Here is an 18,636-nt window from a genome sequence, read left to right on the forward strand (position 1 = left end):
CCTGCCGAATGATTGCCAAAAACCGACGCACGCTGCGCCCTCCTGCAACACCTCTAAACCACTACGTTTCTATTCGCCCATCTGGTCCACAAATGCTGGCAGTTACGACCTGTATCCATTACGCTGCCGCTTATGGAACGCACGAACACGCACAGCTCTCAACAGGCACCGGCGCAATAATGACGATCGACGTCTTGCTGCCGGAACTGCGCGCCTATGCGCTGTCGCTGTCCAAACACCGGCATGATTCCGAAGACTTGGTTCAAGACGCGATCGAACGGGCACTGCGGTCGGACAAACGCCCCAAACCACTAGCTGATCTGCGCCCATGGATGTTTCGCATCATTCGCAACCTGCATGTGGATGAGACGCGAAAAAAACGGGTGCGCATGGAATATTCCAATACGCAAAGCCGTTTATCTATTGATCTAACGCAAAGCCACGACCATGCCGAAGACATAACTGTACGGACGACATTTGCAACTTTACCGCCCGCCATGCGCGAGGTGTTGTTTCTCGTGGATGTTATGGGCATGAAATACGCCGAAGCCGCCAAAATCATGGACGTGCCACATGGCACAGTGATGAGCCGGATAAGCCGCGCCCGCCGCGCGTTGATCGAAGCAATTGAGGCCACGCCAGAGCAGGCCAACAAGGACACCAAAAGATGACCGATCTAAGCGACAGCGATTGGGACCTGATCAACGCCTATGCAGATGGCGAACTGCCCGCCAGTGATCTGGCGGCCTTCGAAGCGCGCCTGGCCATTGAGCCTGCGCTACAAGAGGCGTTGCAGCAGGTGCAAAAAGTGTCCAGCGCATTGGCACAGATGCGCCCTGAGGTGGCCATGCCTGCGCTCGAACCCGTGCAACCCGCAAACCGCAACTGGCGCCCGCTTGCGACTTGCGCCTCAATTGCGGCCATGACGATTGTCGCCGCAGGCCTGTTTTTCATGTCATCCAAAGTGCCAAAATCTGCCCTTGAGCTGCATCAGGCATTCTTGGACACAAGCTACACACTGCCGTCAGTGTCTGACGTTCAAGACGTTGACGTTCAGGCAAACCCGCTGGCGCCTGAGCTACTGATGGCCAATCTATATCTGGTGGAGCAGACAAGTTTGTCCGGGGACCGCAGCGCTGCGCATTACAAAGGGCGCAACAACTGCCGTTTGACACTGATGTCCGGGCCGGAGGTGAGCGCCAAGGACGTGCCGGAAGGCGTACGTTTTGCCCAGTGGCTCAACGACGATCGTGGCTTTGTTGTGATGGCTTCAGGCATGGATCAGCGTCGGTTTAATGCCATTGCAGAGTTCCTGCGTCAGGCGACCCATGCGCCAACCCAACCGAAAACCGTCTTGGCCATGAAACAGGCCACAGACGCCGCTGCCCCTTGTCAGCAAGTCTGATCCGGATCTCGCTTGAGCCGAGCTAAAGTGGCCCTATGCCGCGTTTCGCCGGCAAAGGGCCTCAACTTTAAGACATTAGTTCTTTTTGCCCGGGAAGTTCGGGCGATCTACGCCATAGTTCACGGTGAGGTAGTCGAGAATGATGCTGCGCTCTGGCTCTTCAAATTCGTCCATGCCCTGGTCTTCGACCATCCACTCGAACAACTCGATCCAGCCATCCCGGCTAAGCCCCTGCTGCGCGACAATCATCTCGGAGTGGCAGGCAGAACAGGCATAAAAGGTCTCTTCCACGCCCGGTGCGTCAAAGAGAATGCCGTATTCGTAGTCTTCTTGCGCGTCAGCGGCCTCACCTGAGGCTGTCTCCGCCGCAGCGTCAAAGCTCAGCGGTGCGTCACTGTTCTGATTAAGAAACGCAATCAGATTGGCCCGGTCAGAGGCTTTTTTCATGCCCGCAAAAGTCATCTTGGTGCCTTTGACCACGGCTTTTGGTTTGGTCAGAAATGCATCCAATTGATCCACCGACCACGTACCACCCAACGCAACAAGCGGCTTGGAGTATTTGTAGCCATCCACGGCGGCCACCGGCGCGCCCACAATACCATAAAGATTGGGGCCGGTCTTTTTCTTGCCGCCCTGATCAACCGTGTGACAGGCCTTACATTTCTTGAAGGCTTTTTCGCCTTTGGCAATGTCGGCTTGCGGCAACAGTTCGGCGACGGTTTCGGCAGTGGTCATGGCTGGCAAAGCAAGCGTCAGGCAAAAGCCCAGACTTGCCCCGATGGCGGGGATACGCATGGAGGTCTCCTGGTGGTGGTGTGAGTGTGTCTTGTCATGGACGGCGCCGCAACGCCGTCCAAATTGGGTGGGTTAGCTGACGCGCAGACCAACCCGGTGCATGGTGTTGTTGAGGTAGCCTTTTGGATTCCAGTCAATGGCAAAAGGTTGCATCTCGCCATTGCTGTCTGTCGCACGCGCCCAGACTTCGTAGTAGCCTGCCTGCGGGAAGGACACGTTGGAACGCCAATTCTGCCAAGCGCCGGAGTTCACCGGTGCATCCAGCTCTGCGGTCTGCCAGGTGGCACCAAAGTCTGAGGAAACTTCCAGCTTCTCAATTGTACGGTCACCGGACCACGCGTGCCCGCGCACTTCAGTTTCCATACCCACTTCTGCGCCATTGGCCGGGAAGGTCACCAAAGATTTCACCGGCATCCGCTCGATGATCACAAAATCTTCGGTTTCCACCTTTTCACCTGGGGCCACAGGACGGTTTGGTACGCGGTAGGCTTTGCCGGTCATTTTTGGACCGTCATGCACCACATCACGCAACTCGATGCGTGTCAGCCATTTTTGAGCTGTGGAGGCAGGCCAACCTGGCACCACGAGCCGCAGAGGTGCGCCGTTCAGCGGGTGCAGCGGCGCACCGTTCATTTCAAACGCAATCAGGATCTCGTCTGTCATCGCTTTGGCAATTGGCATGCCGCGCGAAATTGGCAGTTTGGCAGGATCACCAGACAGATGCGCATCCGCGCCATAGTGGGCAGTGTACACCACGTTAGATTGTACGCCTGCCGCTTCCAGCACGTCTTTCAAACGCACACCGGTCCATTCAGAACAGGCCACCGCACCATAGGTCCACTGGTTGCCTTTGGCTGGCGGATTAAAGAAGCCACGGCCGTTGCCGCCACATTCCAGCGTCAGCGCACTGGTGACCACTTCGAATTTTTCTTTCAGATCGGCGATGCTCAAGGTGAGGGGCGTGTCAACAAAGCCATCGATGGTCAATGTCCAGCTTGCCGCATCAACATCCTCAGGTGGAATGCCGTTGTTGCGCACAAAGTGGCGCGACGTGGGGGTGATTGCATCGTCCAGAAGCTCTGGTGGTGTTTCCGCGTTTACCGGCCGGTCGTTGAGCAATGTCAGGCCGTCTTTGCCCACCAGCACGTCCTCAGACGCCATGGCCGCTGGCACAAAGCCAATTGGCATATTGCGGTGGAACGGGATCGACGTGCCCACCATGGCCGCCATAGTGGCCAGGCCAGTGCGCTTGAGGAAGCCGCGGCGGTCCGGGTTTGGCACTCGGCCGTAAAACTCCTTGTCCGCCTTCTCCGGATTCTCGGCGAAAAAGCTGTTTACGTCCTTAGTCTTATCGTCGTCGGCCATATTATCCTCCCATGGCGTAGTGCTGTTGGGCGCCCCACTCTGAATTGGTGGTTGCAAGGGACTAACGGATGGCACCGCTAAAATATTCCTTTGAGAGTCATATTTTTTGGGAATGAGCGTGGAGGTCTGGAACACAGCGGGCAAATTGCCCCCTATACACACGTCCTTCTTCGGGTCACACCGCAAAAAAGTGGTCACGCCACCCGATCGCGAGACCGCACAGACGCCCCAAAAATGAAAAAGCCCCCCGGACGCAAATCCGGAAGGCTGATCCCTAAAACGGGCTCTTTAATCACGCAACCAAGCTGCCTCTGGCCCCGTCATCAGCGTCCTGATCCGGCGCGTGCATGACTTTGAAACCAGACACGGTGGTGGACAGAATCTTGGATTCCGATTGCGCCCCTTGCATGGCAGAGTTGACTTCAAAAAACGCCGCTGCATTTTCCTGTGTTGATTTGTCCAAACGACCCACCGCCACGTTGATTTCGTTAATTCCAACAGAGGTGTCTTTGGTGGCTGCCGCAATGTGGCGAATTTGGTCCGTGGCGCCGTTTACGCCAACGACAATCTCATCAAAGGCTTTGCCTGTGTCGCGGACCAAAGACACGCCTCGCTCCACAGTCGATCCGGTGGTTTTGATGAGCTCGGAGATTTGTCTGGCAGACTCTGACGATTTTTGCGCCAAGGCTCGGACTTCAGAGGCCACAACAGCAAACCCTTGCCCAGCTTCTCCGGCACGGGCCGCTTCGACCCCCGCGTTGAGCGCCAGCAGGTTGGTTTGAAACGCAATGTCCTCGATAACGGCCAAGGTGCCATCAATTGAATCTGTCGCCGCTTCGATTTCCGCCATTGCCTCAACCGCCAAGCTCATGACCTGCTGCCCTTGGGCCGCGCGATTGGTGATGTCGTCAACGGAGGTGTTTGCATCAGTTGCCGACGCCGCCATGGATCCAACCGTAGAGGACATCTGCTCCAACGCTGCCGCGGTTTCTTCCAAGGCCGCGGCGTTTTGTTCCGAGTTTGCCGCTACAGAATCCGTGGTGCGAGACACTTCTGACGACACATTTTCCACAACCGCCGCGGATTTTGACACCAGATTGATTTTTTCAGACAGGCTGTCGGTTGCGGTGTTCATCGAGGTGGCGATATCGCCAAATATCCCCTGAAACCCGTCCGGCATCCGATAGGTCAAATCCTGCTGCTCTATATGGCTCAGCCCGGTGCGCACCGCTTCCAGACCTTCATTTGCAGAGCTGCCAATGCTGTTCACCTTCACACAGATCTCTTTGAAGATGCCCTCTTTGTCCTCAGTGCCAAGCTGCCCGGTGAAATCACCACGGGCACAAGCTTCGACCACTTCGGCGATCTCTTCGGCTGCGACCTTTTCTGAGGCGCGTTGGGCCAACAACAGCTCAATGGAGGCATGTAATTCGGCAATTTCCTTGGCGGAGCTGCGGTATTTCAGCGGTTCTGCCTCATCCCCGCGGGCAGCGGAGGCCAATGCCTGTGTGCCTTCACGCAAAGGGCGCAGCTGTCGACGGCACCAGATCATCATGGCGCCAAGGAAAAGCGCGATCATGCCAAGAAGCGCACCCATAGCCCGGAAAATCACCGCATTTTTCTCGGCTTGTTGCGCCGAGAAATCCGACAGCAAAATCAGATCAAACGCAGTGCCGTTTTGGTCAACCGCAATCCGATTGCGCGCTGCAACAAAGTGATTGTCCCCGACCGCAATCACATCAAAGGTAAGCTCATTGCCAGCAAGCGCGGTCATCGTCGCAGTCGTGATCGCTTTTGGAGTCGGCACAGCAGACTCTGCGGCTGTGGAATCTTTGTCAGCTGTCGTTTCGGCCTCAGGCACCGCGGGGGCTTCATAGCCTTGCAGCTCCCATTGTGAGTCAGGCGTAATTTCCGCAAGCAAAACACTCATTTGCATGGCTTCCGCAATCACCGGAAGGCTGGATTGCGCATCCAAGGCTAGCATACCGTAGCCCACCACATCACGGCCGGAAAACAGCGGGAACGCATAAACCGCGCCATACCGTGTTTCATCAATCTGTGTGATGCCAAACGCGCGCTGACGACTTTCCTTTACGCCGCGAACAATGTCCGGTGCCGTGGCCTGAGAGAGGTTTTCATTGTGGGTGCTGAAGGCGGCAACAACGGACGTTTCTTTGTCAAAAATGATCAGATCAGAGATCTCGCCCGACGCGGAGGCCCGGTTAAACGTCGAGGACAGGTCCTCTTGAACGACCGCAAAATCGCCGTCCTTAAGGGCCTTCATACTGTCGCGGGCTCGCGACACAGTGCGCCCATGATTGGTCAGTGTCTTCTCGCTGCGTTGCAACACTTGCAGCGCGGCGACACTGGCGTTTTCAGCGTTTAGGGACAGCAAAGTTGTCTCAACCCGTTTCAGGATTGCCCCGCCGCCAATAACAAAAGCTGCGGTCATAGCCATTGCAAAAATACAAAGCCCCACGACGATACGGTTTGAAAGTGACATATGTGCTGTCCCCAATAGTTTTCTTAAATCGTTGGTCGATTATTCAATCGGGAAACCCGCATTTTCCCACGCAGGGTAGCCATCGCGGAAGTAATATACCTTGCCAAAGCCCCAGGAGACGGCCATCTCAGCCGCTTTTGAAGACCGCATGCAGGAGTGGCCGTTGCAATAGAAAACAACCGGCACATCAGCGCCGACAACCTCGGCCAGAGCGTCTTGTGTCAGGGCGGATTTCACATCCAGATGCACAGCACCCGGAATGCGGCCCGCTTCATAATCAGACGGCTTGCGCACGTCGATAAAGGCCACGCCTTCATCAAAAAGTTGAACCGCCTCTGCCGGGGATATCGTGGTTGCGCCGGATACGGTTTCAGGGGATTGCGCCGCCAGTGCAGCAAATGGCAACAGCACCAGCGCTGCGACTGCCGCGAGTTTGCTCAGAATATGTGACATTTGGATCTCCAAGGTTACAGTCCGATTGGACAATTGGATCCAAGTAAGCGCAATTCCTCTAATTTTCTGCTAACCGCGAAATACAGGCAGGCTGCACACCCCACCATCTCCCAAAATTAGGCCGCGTGGACAACGTCGCTGTTACGACAAAGACATCCGCAAACTCACAATCCGACCAGTGCCAAATTGGAGCCTCTCTCGATGTCTCACAACAGCCCAAACACCCGCGAACGTTGGCTTCTCGCGGGTGCTGCTTATGTCACATCTGTCGCTCAGGCCGCCAAACCGCGCCCTTTCAAAAGCGCCTCAACACCGGGCAATCGTCCCCGGAACCGCTTATACAGCTCATCAGCCTCCACCGAGCCGCCGGTTGACAGAATATGTGTCTCCAGCGCGCGGGCCATTTCCGGATCAAACGCGCTGCCCGCCTCTTCAAAGGCCTCAAACGCATCCGCATCCATCACCTCTGACCACATGTAGCTGTAGTAGCCCGAGCTATAACCGTCTCCGGCAAACACATGGGCAAAATGCGGCGTCGCGTGGCGCATGGTGATCGCTGCGGGCATGCCCAACTCAGCCAAAACCTCGGCCTGCTTGGCCATAGGGTCACTTGGAGCTGCGCCCTCATGGAATGCCAAATCAACCAATGCAGACGCCACATATTCCACTGTGGCAAAGCCCTGATCAAAGTTCGCCGCGCCCAGCACCTTTTCCAACATCGCCTGCGGCATCGCCTCGCCGGTCTCCGCATGGGTGGCATACTCTGCCAGAACTTCAGGCACCTCCAGCCAATGCTCATACAGCTGGCTTGGCAGCTCCACAAAGTCGCGCGCCACCGATGTGCCGGAAATGCTCTCATAGGTCACATTGGACAACATCTGATGCAGCGCGTGGCCAAACTCATGGAACAACGTGCGCGCATCATCGTAAGACAACAGCGCCGGATCACCCTTTGCAAAGTTGCAGACATTAATGACAACCGGCCCCTGCACCTCAGGAAATTTCGCCTGCCCCCGCATCGCCGAACACCAGGCGCCGGAACGTTTGCCACCGCGTGCAAAGTAGTCGCCAATGAACACCGCCACATGATCGCCATCCCGCGTGACTTCCCAAGCGCGGCAATCCTCGTGGTAAAGCGGTACATCCAACTCTTTGAACTCCAAGCCAAACAACTTGGTGGCACAGGCAAAACTCGCCTCAATCATCCGATCAAGCTGCAAATAAGGTTTTAACGCCGCCTCATCCAGATCATGTTCAGCCTTGCGCCGCTTCTCCGCGTAGTAACGCCAATCCCACGGTGCCAGGTCGCCGTTGATGCCATCTGCATGCATCATCTCGGTCAGCACGGCGGCATCCGCCTCCGCCCGCGCTTTGGCGGGTGCCCAGACATCCATCAACAACCCGCGCACGGCCTCCGGCGTCTTGGCCATCTCGGTTTCCAGCTTGTAGTCCGCAAAGCTGGCATAGCCCAACAGCTTGGCCCGCTCTTCGCGCAGCGCCAGAATCTCGCCCGCAATCGCGCGGTTATCGGTCTCGCCACCGTTAGCCCCACGTGCTTCCCAAGCCGCAAACGCCTTTTCGCGCAGATCGCGACGGGGCGAGAACTGCAAAAACGGCACGATGATGGAGCGCGACAGCGTCACAACAGGACCATCCGCGCCTTTCTCTTCTCCAGCCGCCCGCGCCGCATCCACGGCAAACCCGGGCAGACCTTCAAGATCATCCTCAGCCAACGGCATGAACCACTCGCGCTCATCCGCCAAAAGGTTCTGTGTGAACTCCGTACCCAACACGGCCAACCGGCCTTTGATCTCTTTCATGCGCGCGTCCGCATCGCCTTCCAACGCCGCGCCCCCGCGCACAAAGCCGCGATGGGTCAACATCAGCACCCGCTGCTGCTCTTCGGTCAGGTCCAACGTGTCGCGCGCATCCCAAATCGTCTTGATCCGGCCAAACAACGCCTTGTTGGCTGAAATCTCGGCTGAATGCGCCGCCAGTTTTGGCGAGAATTCCCGCTGTAACTCTTCCCGCGCCGGATTGCTGTCCGCCCCTGCGACCGAGAAGAATACAGACAACACTTTGTCCAAGCCCTCGCCCGCCACTTCCATCGCTTCAATTGTATTGGCAAAGCTTGGCGCCTCGGCACTCTCAGCAATGGCGTCGATTTCGACCTTATGCGCCGACAAAGCCTGCTCAAAGGCGGGTGCAAAATCAGTGTCAGAAATCTTGTCAAACGGGGCAAGTTTAAACGGGGTGTCCCATGCGGACAGCAGCGGATTTGTCATCAGATGAATCTCCTTTGCGCCCACCCTAGGCAGCGCTCCAAGGAGGTGCAATCCACCTCACCAATCCGTGCGCAACTGCACAACGTCGCGCGTCATGTGCGCCGATCGCCACAGTCGCAAAACAGTCGTGATACAGACACAATACCGACGCGTAAATCAGGCGTTTTTGCCGCCGCAGGTTGGGCAATCCGCGCGGGACTTGAGGCCAATTTTGCGGGTCTCCCCCCACAGTGCATCATAGATCATCATCTCGCCGCGCAAGGCCGCACCAGCCCCGGTGATCACCTTGATTGCTTCCGCTGCCATCATGGTTCCAACCACGCCGGGCAGCGGCCCAACCACCCCGGCCTCTGAGCAGCTTGGCGCCATGCCCGGCGCAGGCGCCTCGGAAAAAATGCATTGATAACAAGGAGTTCCGTTGGCCGGATCAAACACGCTCAACTGCCCTTCCCATTGAGAAAGAGCGCCCGAAATCAACGGCTTGCCGAGCGCGACACAAATCTCATTGACCAGGTAGCGCGTGACAAAGTTATCCGTGCCATCCAACACCAAATCATAGTCGCCAATGATCTCCGCCGCATCCTCTTCGGTCAAACGACGCGGATACGGCACCACTGTCACAAACGGGTTCTGCGCCGTCATAGCCTCCGCCGCCGACAGTACCTTTGGCGTGCCAATTGCCTCATCTTTGTGGATCACCTGGCGCTGCAGATTGGAGTTGTCGACCACGTCGTCATCAACCACGCCAACCGTACCCACGCCGGACGCTGCCAAATACAGCAAAACCGGCGATCCAAGACCGCCAGCGCCAATCACCAACACCTTGGATTCTTTCAGTTTTTTCTGCCCCAATCCACCCAATTCACGCAACACAATATGGCGTGCATAGCGGTTCAATTCGGTGTCGGAAAACAGCTCCTGCGCCGCGTTTTCCTGCGCCACATCTTGCGCTTTATTGTCAGCCTTTTGGCGCAGCCTTTGCAGTATCGAAGAATAGACAACAATCACGGCCACAACCCCGCCAATCAATAGCCACATCGCCAAGCTCCCGCCAGTCGCAATCACCAATTGATGCTGCGGCGGGAAAACGATCTGCACCCCCAAAACAGCCACATACAGCAGACCAATCATGGTCCAGCGCGCAGACTTTGGCGCGCCGATCACCATGCCAATCCCCCATAGAGCGGCAACCATCACAAGCACCAACAGCATCAGCTCACTCCCGTCGAGCCAAACCCACCTGCGCCACGGCTGGTCTCGCTAAGCTCTTGATCCAATTGAAACTCCGCGACCACAACCGGCGCCACAACCATCTGCGCAATGCGCATACCGTGGCTAATCTCCACCACCTCCGGCCCCGCGTTTAAGACGATCACTCCCAATGGTCCGCGATAATCGCTATCAATTGTTCCGGGACTATTGGGCAATGTAATCCCATGTTTGAGCGCCAAGCCAGAGCGCGGCCGCATTTGCACCTCAAAACCTGCGGGGATTTCCAACGCCAATCCGGTTGGTATCAGGGCCCGTGCGCCCGGTACCAAAGTGACGCCATCCCGTTGATTCGGCGGAAAATTTGCCCGCACATCCGCACCAGCCGCCCCTGCTGTTTCATAGGACGGCAAGGCCACGCCTCGGTCCGCATCGTCCAACCATTTTAGCTTAATGGGCACCGCCGCCATATCTTCACTTTCCAAAAAACATTCCCGCCTGAGGCCGCGCGTCAGCCGATGAGAGCTGTCGCCAAACGGGCCGCGAGTTTCTCTGCGACCTCAGCCTTACCCATACGGGGCCAAGCCTCTGATCCCGCGTCCGAAATCAAGGTCACCGCGTTTTCACTGCCGCCCATAATTCCAGTGGCTGGGCTCACATCATTTGCAACAATCCAGTCGCAGCCTTTGCGCAACCGTTTCGCCGTGGCGTTGTCGATCACATCATCAGTTTCGGCAGCAAACCCAACCACCAGCCCAGGACGCCCCGCGCCCATCTGGCTCACCGTCGCCAAGATGTCCGGGTTTTCTGCAAACTCCAAAGTAGGCAATCCGCCCTTGGTCTTTTTTATCTTGCTGTCAGAGGCACTTGCCACCCGCCAGTCTGCCACCGCAGCACAGAAAATTGCGGCGTCCACTTGCAACGCACTCTGCACCGCGTCCATCATTTCCGCCGCTGTTTGCACCTCAACCAGCTGAACACCTTCAGGTCGGACGGCATCCGCAGGTCCCGTGACAAACACCACCTCTGCGCCCAGTTTTACCAACGCATTGGCAAGTGCCGTACCCTGCGCACCTGAGGACCGGTTTGCGATATAGCGGACCGGATCAATTGGCTCATGTGTTGGCCCAGACGTCACCAAAACCCGTTTCCCGAGTAACGGCCCCTCCGACAGAGCACCCTGCACCGCATGTACAATTTCCATCGGCTCAGACATCCGCCCTGGCCCAAACTCACCACAAGCCATGTCGCCCTCATTGGGACCAACAAAGCTCACGCCATCCGCCTTCAACTGCGCCAGATTGCGCTGCGTTGCCGGGTGATCCCACATGCGCACATTCATCGCAGGTGCCACCAAAACTGGCGTGTCCGTCGCCAACAACAGCGTTGACGCCATATCATTGGCCAGCCCATTGGCCATCTTTGCCATCAGATCCGCTGTCCCCGGTGCAACCACAATCAAATCGGCCGAACGCGACAATTGGATATGCCCCATGTCCGCCTCGTCTGTCAAATCAAACAGGTCGCGATACGCTTTCTCTCCCGCGAGGGAGGACACCGACAAAGGTGTCACAAATTCCTCGGCTGCACGGGTCAAGACTGGCGTCACCCATGCCCCGCGTTCCCGAAGCCGACGGATCAGATCAAGCGACTTATACGCCGCGATTCCACCGGCTATGATCAGGAGAATTCTTTTGTCCGTCAGCATTTAGCAGACCTCTTTTGCGCTCAGGTGCCCAAACCTAGGCTGTGACAGCCCAAGGGGCAAGTTAGGTTATTTGAACGCCGCACAGGGATCATCCCGTTGGGTGGCCTGAGTTACAATCCACAAATCAAACGGCTGCTCGCCCTCCGGTTTGTCTTCAAATTGTCCAAACGACATCGAGTAAACTTCCGAGGGCAGGAGCGCCGGTGCGCCCCAATCCGAACGTGCATGTCCATTGCCCGTGATCACTGCGACCGGACCACCAGCCTCTGCCAAGGCCTCGGTCACCGCCTGTGCCAAGCGTGCATCGCGCAGCCGCTGCGCCATAACCATTCCGGGCAACATATCTTTTGGCAAAGCGTTACAATGGGCCGCCAATTGCAGCGCCTCGCGCTCTTCTTGTTGCCCTTTTGGCAACGGTCTAGTCAATCCAAACGCGGCCCCAGCCCCATCCAAAAGAGCCCCAATGTCTCCCCCGCTGAACGCGACACCCGCAGCCTCCCGCGGCACCTGCGCCCCGTAAACCTTGGCCCCGCCAAGAGCAGCAAACACCGGATAGTACATCTCAAAATCCGGCCAGCCGCTCTCTGCCCAGCCGAGCGCCGCCTCCAATGCGTCTTGGTCATCCAACAACTCTTCCGTCACTCGTGTCGCCTGTTCCGGCACCAACATCTCAAACACCACCGCTTTTGGCGTGATCGCCATCAATGCTTGCGCCTGGTTGTCGTGGTGGGTTGGATTGTCATGAATTTCCCCAAGGAAAATCACATCCGCATCGCGGAACACATCATAAGCCACATTTTGTGCCTCGCTTGGCGCTGCAAGCATCGAGAACGCCAATAAAGAAAGTATCTGCTTCATGGCGCCACAAAACCGTGCACCGCCAGCAGATGCAAGCCCACGTCGTGTCGCACATGGTATTCCACCTTGCTCCGCAAAAGCGAATGTCGCAGGGTGCGGCTAACATGAGAAAGATCTATCAATGCTGCCAAAACTGAGCCTCATTTTAGGGGGCGCTGCGTCCGGAAAATCCGCCTTTGCTGAAGCTCTTGTGATGGCAACACCGCAGCCCCGCATCTACATCGCGACAGCTCAGACTTTTGACGAAGAAATGCGCCAAAAAGTAGCCAAACATCTCACCCAACGCGGGCCGGTGTGGCGCACCATCGAAGCGCCTTTGAACGTCGCCGATGTGTTGACGGAGTTGCCCAACGATGCTGTTGTTCTGCTGGACTGCGCCACAATGTGGCTGTCCAATCAAATGCTTGCTGAACACGATTTGGCGAAAGAGCAAACCAAACTGCTGGATGCATTGGCAGCTTGCCCTGCCCAAGTCGTGGTGGTGTCAAATGAAGTCGGCCTGGACGTCGTCCCAGAAAACGCGCTGGCCCGTCGCTTCCGGGACGCCCAGGGCGCGTTGAACCAAACGATCGCTGCTCAGGCCGATCTGGCCGTGCTTGTCGTGGCGGGGTTGCCGATGGTGCTTAAAGGAGAACTGCCATGACCGAGTTGCATTTGGTGCGCCACGGCCCCACCCACGCCAAAACCATGGTTGGCTGGTCCGATCTACCAGCCGACCTCTCCGACACGGCGCAATTGGCCCGGCTGGCAGGCCACCTCCCCGCTGATGGCATTGTGATCAGCTCAGACCTGCAACGCTGTGTGGCCACCGCAGACGCCATCCAGAGAGACCGCAAACGCCTCTCGCACGACCCTGCCCTGCGGGAAATTCATTTTGGTGACTGGGAGCTCAAGTCTTTCGCTGACATTGAGGCCGAGGATCCCGAGCGTGTTCGCGCCTATTGGGAGACCCCTGGTGATGTCCGCCCGCCAAAAGGGGAAAGCTGGAACGAAGTCACCACCCGTGTCGATGGAGCTATTGATCGCTTGATCTCAACACACCAAGGTGCCAAATTGATTGTGGTTGTACACTTTGGCGTGATCCTCACGCAGATCCAACGCGCGGAGCAGTTGACCGCAGATGAGGCCTTTGCACATCGCATCGACAACCTTTCGGTCACCTCAATCAAAATCGCCAACGACGGCTGGATCACACAACCAATCAATCACATTCCGTGATGAGTTTCGTCAAAATGTTTTAATTTGGTGATATGTCATTCCATGCTACGCTTGCGACATGACCTATGATTTGTACCTCGGCGATTACGCCTATTCCTCCTGGTCGCTACGCGGCTGGCTCTTGTTTGAAAAATTCGGCATCAAACGCAATCTCACGTTGGTCGACTTCTCAGACCAATCGGTGGCTGAGCAACTGAAGAAAATTGCGCCTGCCCGCACCGTGCCCACCATGGTGACGCCTGAGGGCGCGATTGTCTCTGACAGCCTCGCAATTGCGGAAGAGCTCGCAAGCCGTCACCAAGACGCCGAACTATGGCCGGCGGACCCTGGCGCACGTGCCACCGCCCGCAATTTGGCAGCGGAAATGCACGCGGGGTTCTTCACTTTGCGTAGCGATTGCCCAATGAACCTACGCCAGTCCTACGCGGACTCAGCGCCATCCGAAGATCTCCTCAAAGACCTGCAACGCCTTGAAATCATTTGGGAGCACGCGCGCGCCACCTATGGAAAAGATGGCCCATGGCTCTGTGGACCTTACAGCACCGCTGATGCGTTCTTTGCACCCGTGGCTGCCCGCATTGCCGGCTACAACCTGCCGGTCGGCGACGTGGCCCAAGCCTACGTAGACGCACATTTAACTGACCCGGCATTCCGTCGCTGGCGCGCTATGGGGCTTGTGCGCGGCGAAACTCTGCCTTGGTATGCAAAAGACTATCCAACACGCGCTTGGCCCGGCCCGGTACCTCTCGTTGCCAAAGCCGTCGAGGAAGGCACGCCAGAGAACGCCAACTGTCCTTATTCCGGTAAGCCCTCCACGCACCTGATGGAGTTCAACGGGCGTATTTTTGGCATGTGCAACGCTTTCTGTCGCGACAAAACCGTGGCTGATCCGGAAGCCTGGCCCGCCTTCATGGCGCTGCTCTAATCACAAATTAACCTTTCGCTAACCATCCCTCGCTACCAATAGTTAACGTTTGTTAATTTGTTTGGTGGCGGGGAGTTTGCCATGGTCGCACGGGCCTACACCGTTGCGTTTGAAGGCGTTGAGGCACATCAGGTTGAGGTTCAATGCGCATTGGCGCCTGGCCTCCCGGCCTTTGCCATCGTCGGCTTGCCAGACAAAGCGGTCTCCGAAGCCCGCGACCGCATCCGCGCCGCGCTCGCCTCCATGGCCATCGCGCTGCCCTCCAAACGCATCACCATCAATCTATCGCCAGCAGACCTGCCCAAAGAAGGCAGTCATTTTGACCTGCCCATTGCCGTGGCCTTGCTTGCCGCCCTTGGCATCATCCCCGAAGATGCCTCCGAAAGCACGGTCAGCCTTGGCGAACTCTCCCTTGATGGCTCGCTTGTAGGCGTCACTGGCGCCCTACCCGCCGCTATGAGCGCTGCCGAAGACGACCGGATGTTGCTCTGCCCCGCCGTCAGCAGCCCGGAAGCAGCCTGGGTTGCCGCCACGCAGGTGATTGGAGCCGCCTCCCTGGCAGACGTTGTGCGCCATTACACCGGACAATCTCCCCTCGCGCCCTCAAAGCCCGGCGAGGTGCAAGGCGAGACCAGCACGCTGGACTTACGTGACGTGAAAGGCCAGGAACGCGCCAAGCGGGCTTTGGAAATCGCAGCCGCCGGACGACATCACTTGTTTATGGTCGGGTCCCCAGGTTCCGGAAAATCCATGTTGGCCGCGCGCCTGCCCACCATCCTGCCACCCATGAGCCCTACTGAAGCGCTCGAGACATCGATGATCCATTCGGTGGCGGGCATTTTGGAGCAAGGCGGCATCTCCCGCGCACGTCCGTTTCGCGAGCCCCATCATTCCGCGTCTATGGCGGCCATTGTTGGCGGCGGCCGCCGCGCCCAACCCGGCGAAATCTCCCTTGCCCACAACGGCGTGTTGTTCATGGACGAAATGCCTGAATTCTCGCGGCCTGTGCTGGAAACCCTGCGCCAACCTATTGAGACCGGCCAGGTCATGATCGCCCGCGCCAACGCGCATGTGACGTATCCCTGCAAGTTCATGCTGATCGCCGCTGCCAATCCGTGCCGTTGCGGCCATATGTATGACCCGTCGCAAGCTTGCGCCCGCGTGCCAGATTGCGGGCAAGACTACCTTGGGCGCCTCTCCGGCCCTCTTATGGATCGTCTGGATTTGCGCATTGAAGTGCCGCCGGTGGCGTTCCGAGACTTGGACTTGCCCAATGACGGCGATACCTCCGAGCAAGTTGCCCAGCGCGTCGCTGCAGCGCGCGACCTCCAAACGGATCGGTTCGAAACCCATGACGGCATCCGCGTCAACGCAGACGCCCATGGTCAAGCACTGGAAGAAATCGCCACACCCGACGCCGAGGGCCGCGCACTGCTCTCACAAGTGGCCGAACGCTTTGGCCTTACCGCACGCGGCTATCACCGCGTATTGCGCGTGGCCCGCACCATCGCGGACCTTGAGGGCGCCGAACAAATCCGCCGCCCCCATCTGGCAGAAGCCATCAGTTTCCGCCTGTCTACGTCACAAGAGGTTTAGGCCAACTTGCCTTCGATCGCTTCCCAGATTTTCTCGGCGATGTTCACGCCGTCAAACCGCTCCAGCTCTTGAATACCGGTTGGCGAGGTCACATTGATTTCGGTCAGGTAGTCACCAATCACGTCGATCCCGACAAAAACCTGACCTTTTTCGCGCAGAAGCGGCCCAATCGCAGCACAGATTTCCAGATCACGCTCCGTCAGACCAACTTTCTCCGGACGTCCGCCCACATGCATGTTGGACCGGGTCTCGCCGGCCGCAGGCACGCGGTTGATCGCGCCAACCGGCTCACCGTTCACAAGGATCACCCGCTTGTCACCGTTGCTCACATCCGGCAGGAATTTCTGCACAATCAGCGGCTCACGGCTGAAGCCGGTGAACAGCTCGTGTAACGAGGTCAAGTTACGGTCATTGGCATCCAGTCGGAACACACCGGCCCCGCCATTGCCATACAGCGGCTTTAGGATCACATCGCCATGTTTGGCTTTGAATTCCTTGATGGTTTCCAGATCGCGCGCGATGGTGGTTGGCGGCGTCAGGTCCGGGAAATCCAGCACCATAAGCTTCTCCGGATAGTTCCGCACCCAAAACGGATCATTCACCACCAGCGTGTCCGGTGCCAGCCGATCCAGCAAATGCGTGCTGGTGATGTAATGCATATCAAATGGCGGGTCTTGGCGCAGCCAAACCACGTCAAAATCCTTCAGATTCACGCGCTCATACGGCCCCAGGTCCACATGGTTGCCCTGCTCACGGCGCACCACCATCGAATGGCCCCGTGCGGTGATCTCGCCTTCTTCATAGGCCAGATGATCAGGCGAGTAGAAAAACAGCTCATGCCCCCGCGCCTGCGCCTCTTCGGCGATGCGAAAAGAGCTGTCTGCATTGATGTCGACCGAGGTGATCGGATCCATTTGAAAGGCGATTTTCATGTGCGCATCCTGAGTGTAAGTCCACACTTACATGGCCCATGCTACCCCCGCTTGCAATGGGACACCTGAACTTACCACAAAGCATTCTCAAGGATGTGAACTTCGCCCCGCCCGTTCACCAAGGCCACATCAAACCGCATCTCGGTGAGAAGACCTTTGGGCTCGCCACCAGCAAATTCCTCCGCCGCACGCCTCAACCTCTGGACTTGTTGCGGCAACAATCGCGCCGCAGCGCTATCAAAACTACGGCTGTGTTTGACTTCGACAAACACCAGTTCTTCGCCATCGCGCAGGATCAGGTCCACCTCACCAGCTTTGCCGCGCCAACGCGCTTTGGCCAAAACCAGCCCGCGCGCCTCATAATGGCGCAACACAATATCCTCGGCGGCCTGTCCTGCCAGATAATTGCTGCGCCCGGTTTCTTCCCTGCGCGTGTCACTCATACCAAACCTCTGTGGGTTAACTCGCCTTTTGAAGCTTCAACGCCAATTGGTACACTTTACGTCGATTGATGCCATAGGCTTTGGCAATGGCATCCGAGGCATCCCGCACTGACAAAGTCTCAAGCGCGTCTTTCAACGCCGCTTCGACATCGTCTTCACTTGTCGCCTCGCCCCGCTGCCGATCAATCAGCACAACAATCTCACCTTTGATTGTCCGCTCCGGCAACGCGGCGGCCAATTCATCCAACGACCCGCGCAGCACCTCTTCAAACTTCTTGGTCAACTCACGTGCCACAGCCGCTTTGCGCCCACCGCCCAAAACCTCCGCTGCATCAGCCACCATCGCCGTCACACGTTTTGGCGATTCGTAAAACACCAAGGTGCCCGGCACTTCACGCACGGCCTCCAGCGCCGTTTGCCGCGCTTTCTTGGCATTGGGCAAAAATCCAGCAAAGAAAAACGAATCCGTTGGCAATCCGGCCAGCGACAACGCTGTGATAATGGCGCTTGGTCCCGGCGCGCTGGTCACAAGATGCCCCACTTCTGCCGCGGCGAGTGACAGGTGATAGCCCGGATCGGCAATCAATGGCGTGCCCGCCTCAGAGGCATAAGCCACTGATTTTCCGGCTTCCAGATGTGCCAAAAGCTTGCTCCGCGCGCCTTCACCCGAATGATCGTGATACGACAAAACATGCCGCCCATTCAGCGGGACCCCGTGTATTTCAAGGAGTTTCTTCATCGACCGCGTATCTTCTGCCGCGATCACGTCCGCACTGGCCAGCACATCTAACGCCCGCAATGTGATGTCGCGCGCAGAGCCAATTGGTGTGGCGACAAAGTACAAACCGGGCTGCAATTTCACGGTCTGGTGATTCATAGCTGGACCCGCCTTTTCACTCGTTTATTATTCGGCAGCAACGCGGCCGGACCTCAATCACGGG

Annotated in this window: 18 protein-coding genes; 6 read left to right on the plus strand and 12 right to left on the minus strand. The window is 57.5% G+C overall.

Annotated elements, in window-relative coordinates; genetic code table 11:
* Nucleotides 1-179: 179 nt before the first annotated feature.
* Both QZ517_RS01990 and QZ517_RS01995 read left to right on the plus strand, forming a co-directional pair.
* Complete coding sequence (locus tag QZ517_RS01990) at nt 180-671, plus strand: RNA polymerase sigma factor (protein ID WP_294221243.1); 492 nt, start codon at nt 180-182, stop codon at nt 669-671.
* The gene (locus tag QZ517_RS01995) at nt 668-1,405 is read left to right on the plus strand and encodes a hypothetical protein (RefSeq protein WP_294221247.1); all 738 of its coding nucleotides are present in this window, start codon (nt 668-670) and stop codon (nt 1,403-1,405) included. Before QZ517_RS01990 ends, QZ517_RS01995 begins: the two co-directional genes overlap by 4 nt.
* Nucleotides 1,406-1,480: 75 nt before the next feature.
* Here QZ517_RS01995 and QZ517_RS02000 read toward each other — a convergent pair whose 3' ends face one another.
* From QZ517_RS02000 to QZ517_RS02040, 9 genes are all read right to left on the minus strand, one after another.
* Nucleotides 1,481-2,200 (minus strand): cytochrome c family protein, encoded by a 720-nt coding sequence (locus tag QZ517_RS02000; RefSeq protein ID WP_294221250.1) that lies wholly within the window; start codon nt 2,198-2,200, stop codon nt 1,481-1,483.
* A 72-nt stretch (nt 2,201-2,272) separates the two neighbouring features.
* Nucleotides 2,273-3,565, minus strand: coding sequence for a sulfite oxidase (locus tag QZ517_RS02005; RefSeq protein ID WP_294221253.1), 1,293 nt, complete (start codon nt 3,563-3,565; stop codon nt 2,273-2,275).
* 292 nt (nt 3,566-3,857) lie between these two features.
* Nucleotides 3,858-6,068, minus strand: coding sequence for a methyl-accepting chemotaxis protein (locus QZ517_RS02010; protein WP_294221256.1), 2,211 nt, complete (start codon nt 6,066-6,068; stop codon nt 3,858-3,860).
* A gap of 39 nt (nt 6,069-6,107) precedes the next feature.
* The gene (locus QZ517_RS02015) at nt 6,108-6,521 is read right to left on the minus strand and encodes a rhodanese-like domain-containing protein (RefSeq protein ID WP_294221259.1); all 414 of its coding nucleotides are present in this window, start codon (nt 6,519-6,521) and stop codon (nt 6,108-6,110) included.
* Nucleotides 6,522-6,793: 272 nt separating this feature from the next.
* The gene (locus tag QZ517_RS02020) at nt 6,794-8,806 is read right to left on the minus strand and encodes a M3 family metallopeptidase (protein WP_294221262.1); all 2,013 of its coding nucleotides are present in this window, start codon (nt 8,804-8,806) and stop codon (nt 6,794-6,796) included.
* A gap of 156 nt (nt 8,807-8,962) precedes the next feature.
* Nucleotides 8,963-10,018, minus strand: coding sequence for a HesA/MoeB/ThiF family protein (locus QZ517_RS02025; RefSeq protein WP_294221266.1), 1,056 nt, complete (start codon nt 10,016-10,018; stop codon nt 8,963-8,965).
* Complete coding sequence (gene dut / locus QZ517_RS02030) at nt 10,018-10,485, minus strand: dUTP diphosphatase (protein WP_294221474.1); 468 nt, start codon at nt 10,483-10,485, stop codon at nt 10,018-10,020. Before dut ends, QZ517_RS02025 begins: the two co-directional genes overlap by 1 nt.
* A 41-nt stretch (nt 10,486-10,526) precedes the next feature.
* On the minus strand, nt 10,527-11,723 hold the full coding sequence (gene coaBC, locus QZ517_RS02035; protein ID WP_294221269.1) for a bifunctional phosphopantothenoylcysteine decarboxylase/phosphopantothenate--cysteine ligase CoaBC: 1,197 nt from the start codon (nt 11,721-11,723) through the stop codon (nt 10,527-10,529).
* Nucleotides 11,724-11,789: 66 nt separating this feature from the next.
* A complete protein-coding gene (locus QZ517_RS02040; RefSeq protein WP_294221271.1) occupies nt 11,790-12,581 on the minus strand; it encodes a ChaN family lipoprotein in 792 nt (263 codons plus the stop codon).
* Nucleotides 12,582-12,702: 121 nt separating this feature from the next.
* Between QZ517_RS02040 and cobU the strand changes: the two genes are divergently transcribed.
* From cobU to QZ517_RS02060, 4 genes are all read left to right on the plus strand, one after another.
* Nucleotides 12,703-13,224, plus strand: coding sequence for a bifunctional adenosylcobinamide kinase/adenosylcobinamide-phosphate guanylyltransferase (gene cobU / locus QZ517_RS02045; RefSeq protein ID WP_294221275.1), 522 nt, complete (start codon nt 12,703-12,705; stop codon nt 13,222-13,224).
* A complete protein-coding gene (locus QZ517_RS02050; RefSeq protein ID WP_294221278.1) occupies nt 13,221-13,799 on the plus strand; it encodes a histidine phosphatase family protein in 579 nt (192 codons plus the stop codon). The genes cobU and QZ517_RS02050 overlap by 4 nt, the downstream gene beginning before the upstream one ends.
* A 58-nt stretch (nt 13,800-13,857) precedes the next feature.
* Entirely contained in the window at nt 13,858-14,724 is an 867-nt protein-coding gene (locus QZ517_RS02055; protein WP_294221281.1) for a glutathione S-transferase, read from the plus strand.
* A gap of 81 nt (nt 14,725-14,805) precedes the next feature.
* The gene (locus QZ517_RS02060) at nt 14,806-16,320 is read left to right on the plus strand and encodes a YifB family Mg chelatase-like AAA ATPase (RefSeq protein ID WP_294221283.1); all 1,515 of its coding nucleotides are present in this window, start codon (nt 14,806-14,808) and stop codon (nt 16,318-16,320) included.
* Here the strand turns inward: QZ517_RS02060 and gshB are convergent.
* The 3 genes from gshB to rsmI all read right to left on the minus strand — a co-directional run bounded on the left by gshB (nt 16,317) and on the right by rsmI (nt 18,572).
* Nucleotides 16,317-17,252 (minus strand): glutathione synthase, encoded by a 936-nt coding sequence (gene gshB / locus QZ517_RS02065; RefSeq protein ID WP_294221285.1) that lies wholly within the window; start codon nt 17,250-17,252, stop codon nt 16,317-16,319. The genes QZ517_RS02060 and gshB overlap by 4 nt on opposite strands.
* A gap of 71 nt (nt 17,253-17,323) precedes the next feature.
* Nucleotides 17,324-17,695, minus strand: a complete 372-nt coding sequence (locus QZ517_RS02070) for a YraN family protein (protein WP_294221288.1) — start codon at nt 17,693-17,695, stop codon at nt 17,324-17,326.
* A gap of 16 nt (nt 17,696-17,711) precedes the next feature.
* A complete protein-coding gene (rsmI, locus tag QZ517_RS02075; RefSeq protein WP_294221296.1) occupies nt 17,712-18,572 on the minus strand; it encodes a 16S rRNA (cytidine(1402)-2'-O)-methyltransferase in 861 nt (286 codons plus the stop codon).
* Nucleotides 18,573-18,636: the final 64 nt, after the last annotated feature.

It is taken from the genome of uncultured Shimia sp., from assembly GCF_913054185.1.
Taxonomy (GTDB): domain Bacteria; phylum Pseudomonadota; class Alphaproteobacteria; order Rhodobacterales; family Rhodobacteraceae; genus Shimia.

What these genes read in the sequence shown, in the direction of transcription:
- QZ517_RS01990 (WP_294221243.1), top strand. Translation starts at nt 180, where the DNA reads ATGACGATCGACGTCTTGCTGCCGGAACTGCGCGCCTATGCGCTGTCG.
- QZ517_RS01995 (WP_294221247.1), top strand. Translation starts at nt 668, where the DNA reads ATGACCGATCTAAGCGACAGCGATTGGGACCTGATCAACGCCTATGCA.
- QZ517_RS02000 (WP_294221250.1), bottom strand. Translation starts at nt 2,200, where the DNA reads ATGCGTATCCCCGCCATCGGGGCAAGTCTGGGCTTTTGCCTGACGCTT.
- QZ517_RS02005 (WP_294221253.1), bottom strand. Translation starts at nt 3,565, where the DNA reads ATGGCCGACGACGATAAGACTAAGGACGTAAACAGCTTTTTCGCCGAG.
- QZ517_RS02010 (WP_294221256.1), bottom strand. Translation starts at nt 6,068, where the DNA reads ATGTCACTTTCAAACCGTATCGTCGTGGGGCTTTGTATTTTTGCAATG.
- QZ517_RS02015 (WP_294221259.1), bottom strand. Translation starts at nt 6,521, where the DNA reads ATGTCACATATTCTGAGCAAACTCGCGGCAGTCGCAGCGCTGGTGCTG.
- QZ517_RS02020 (WP_294221262.1), bottom strand. Translation starts at nt 8,806, where the DNA reads ATGACAAATCCGCTGCTGTCCGCATGGGACACCCCGTTTAAACTTGCC.
- QZ517_RS02025 (WP_294221266.1), bottom strand. Translation starts at nt 10,018, where the DNA reads ATGCTGTTGGTGCTTGTGATGGTTGCCGCTCTATGGGGGATTGGCATG.
- dut (WP_294221474.1), bottom strand. Translation starts at nt 10,485, where the DNA reads ATGGCGGCGGTGCCCATTAAGCTAAAATGGTTGGACGATGCGGACCGA.
- coaBC (WP_294221269.1), bottom strand. Translation starts at nt 11,723, where the DNA reads ATGCTGACGGACAAAAGAATTCTCCTGATCATAGCCGGTGGAATCGCG.
- QZ517_RS02040 (WP_294221271.1), bottom strand. Translation starts at nt 12,581, where the DNA reads ATGAAGCAGATACTTTCTTTATTGGCGTTCTCGATGCTTGCAGCGCCA.
- cobU (WP_294221275.1), top strand. Translation starts at nt 12,703, where the DNA reads ATGCTGCCAAAACTGAGCCTCATTTTAGGGGGCGCTGCGTCCGGAAAA.
- QZ517_RS02050 (WP_294221278.1), top strand. Translation starts at nt 13,221, where the DNA reads ATGACCGAGTTGCATTTGGTGCGCCACGGCCCCACCCACGCCAAAACC.
- QZ517_RS02055 (WP_294221281.1), top strand. Translation starts at nt 13,858, where the DNA reads ATGACCTATGATTTGTACCTCGGCGATTACGCCTATTCCTCCTGGTCG.
- QZ517_RS02060 (WP_294221283.1), top strand. Translation starts at nt 14,806, where the DNA reads ATGGTCGCACGGGCCTACACCGTTGCGTTTGAAGGCGTTGAGGCACAT.
- gshB (WP_294221285.1), bottom strand. Translation starts at nt 17,252, where the DNA reads ATGAAAATCGCCTTTCAAATGGATCCGATCACCTCGGTCGACATCAAT.
- QZ517_RS02070 (WP_294221288.1), bottom strand. Translation starts at nt 17,695, where the DNA reads ATGAGTGACACGCGCAGGGAAGAAACCGGGCGCAGCAATTATCTGGCA.
- rsmI (WP_294221296.1), bottom strand. Translation starts at nt 18,572, where the DNA reads ATGAATCACCAGACCGTGAAATTGCAGCCCGGTTTGTACTTTGTCGCC.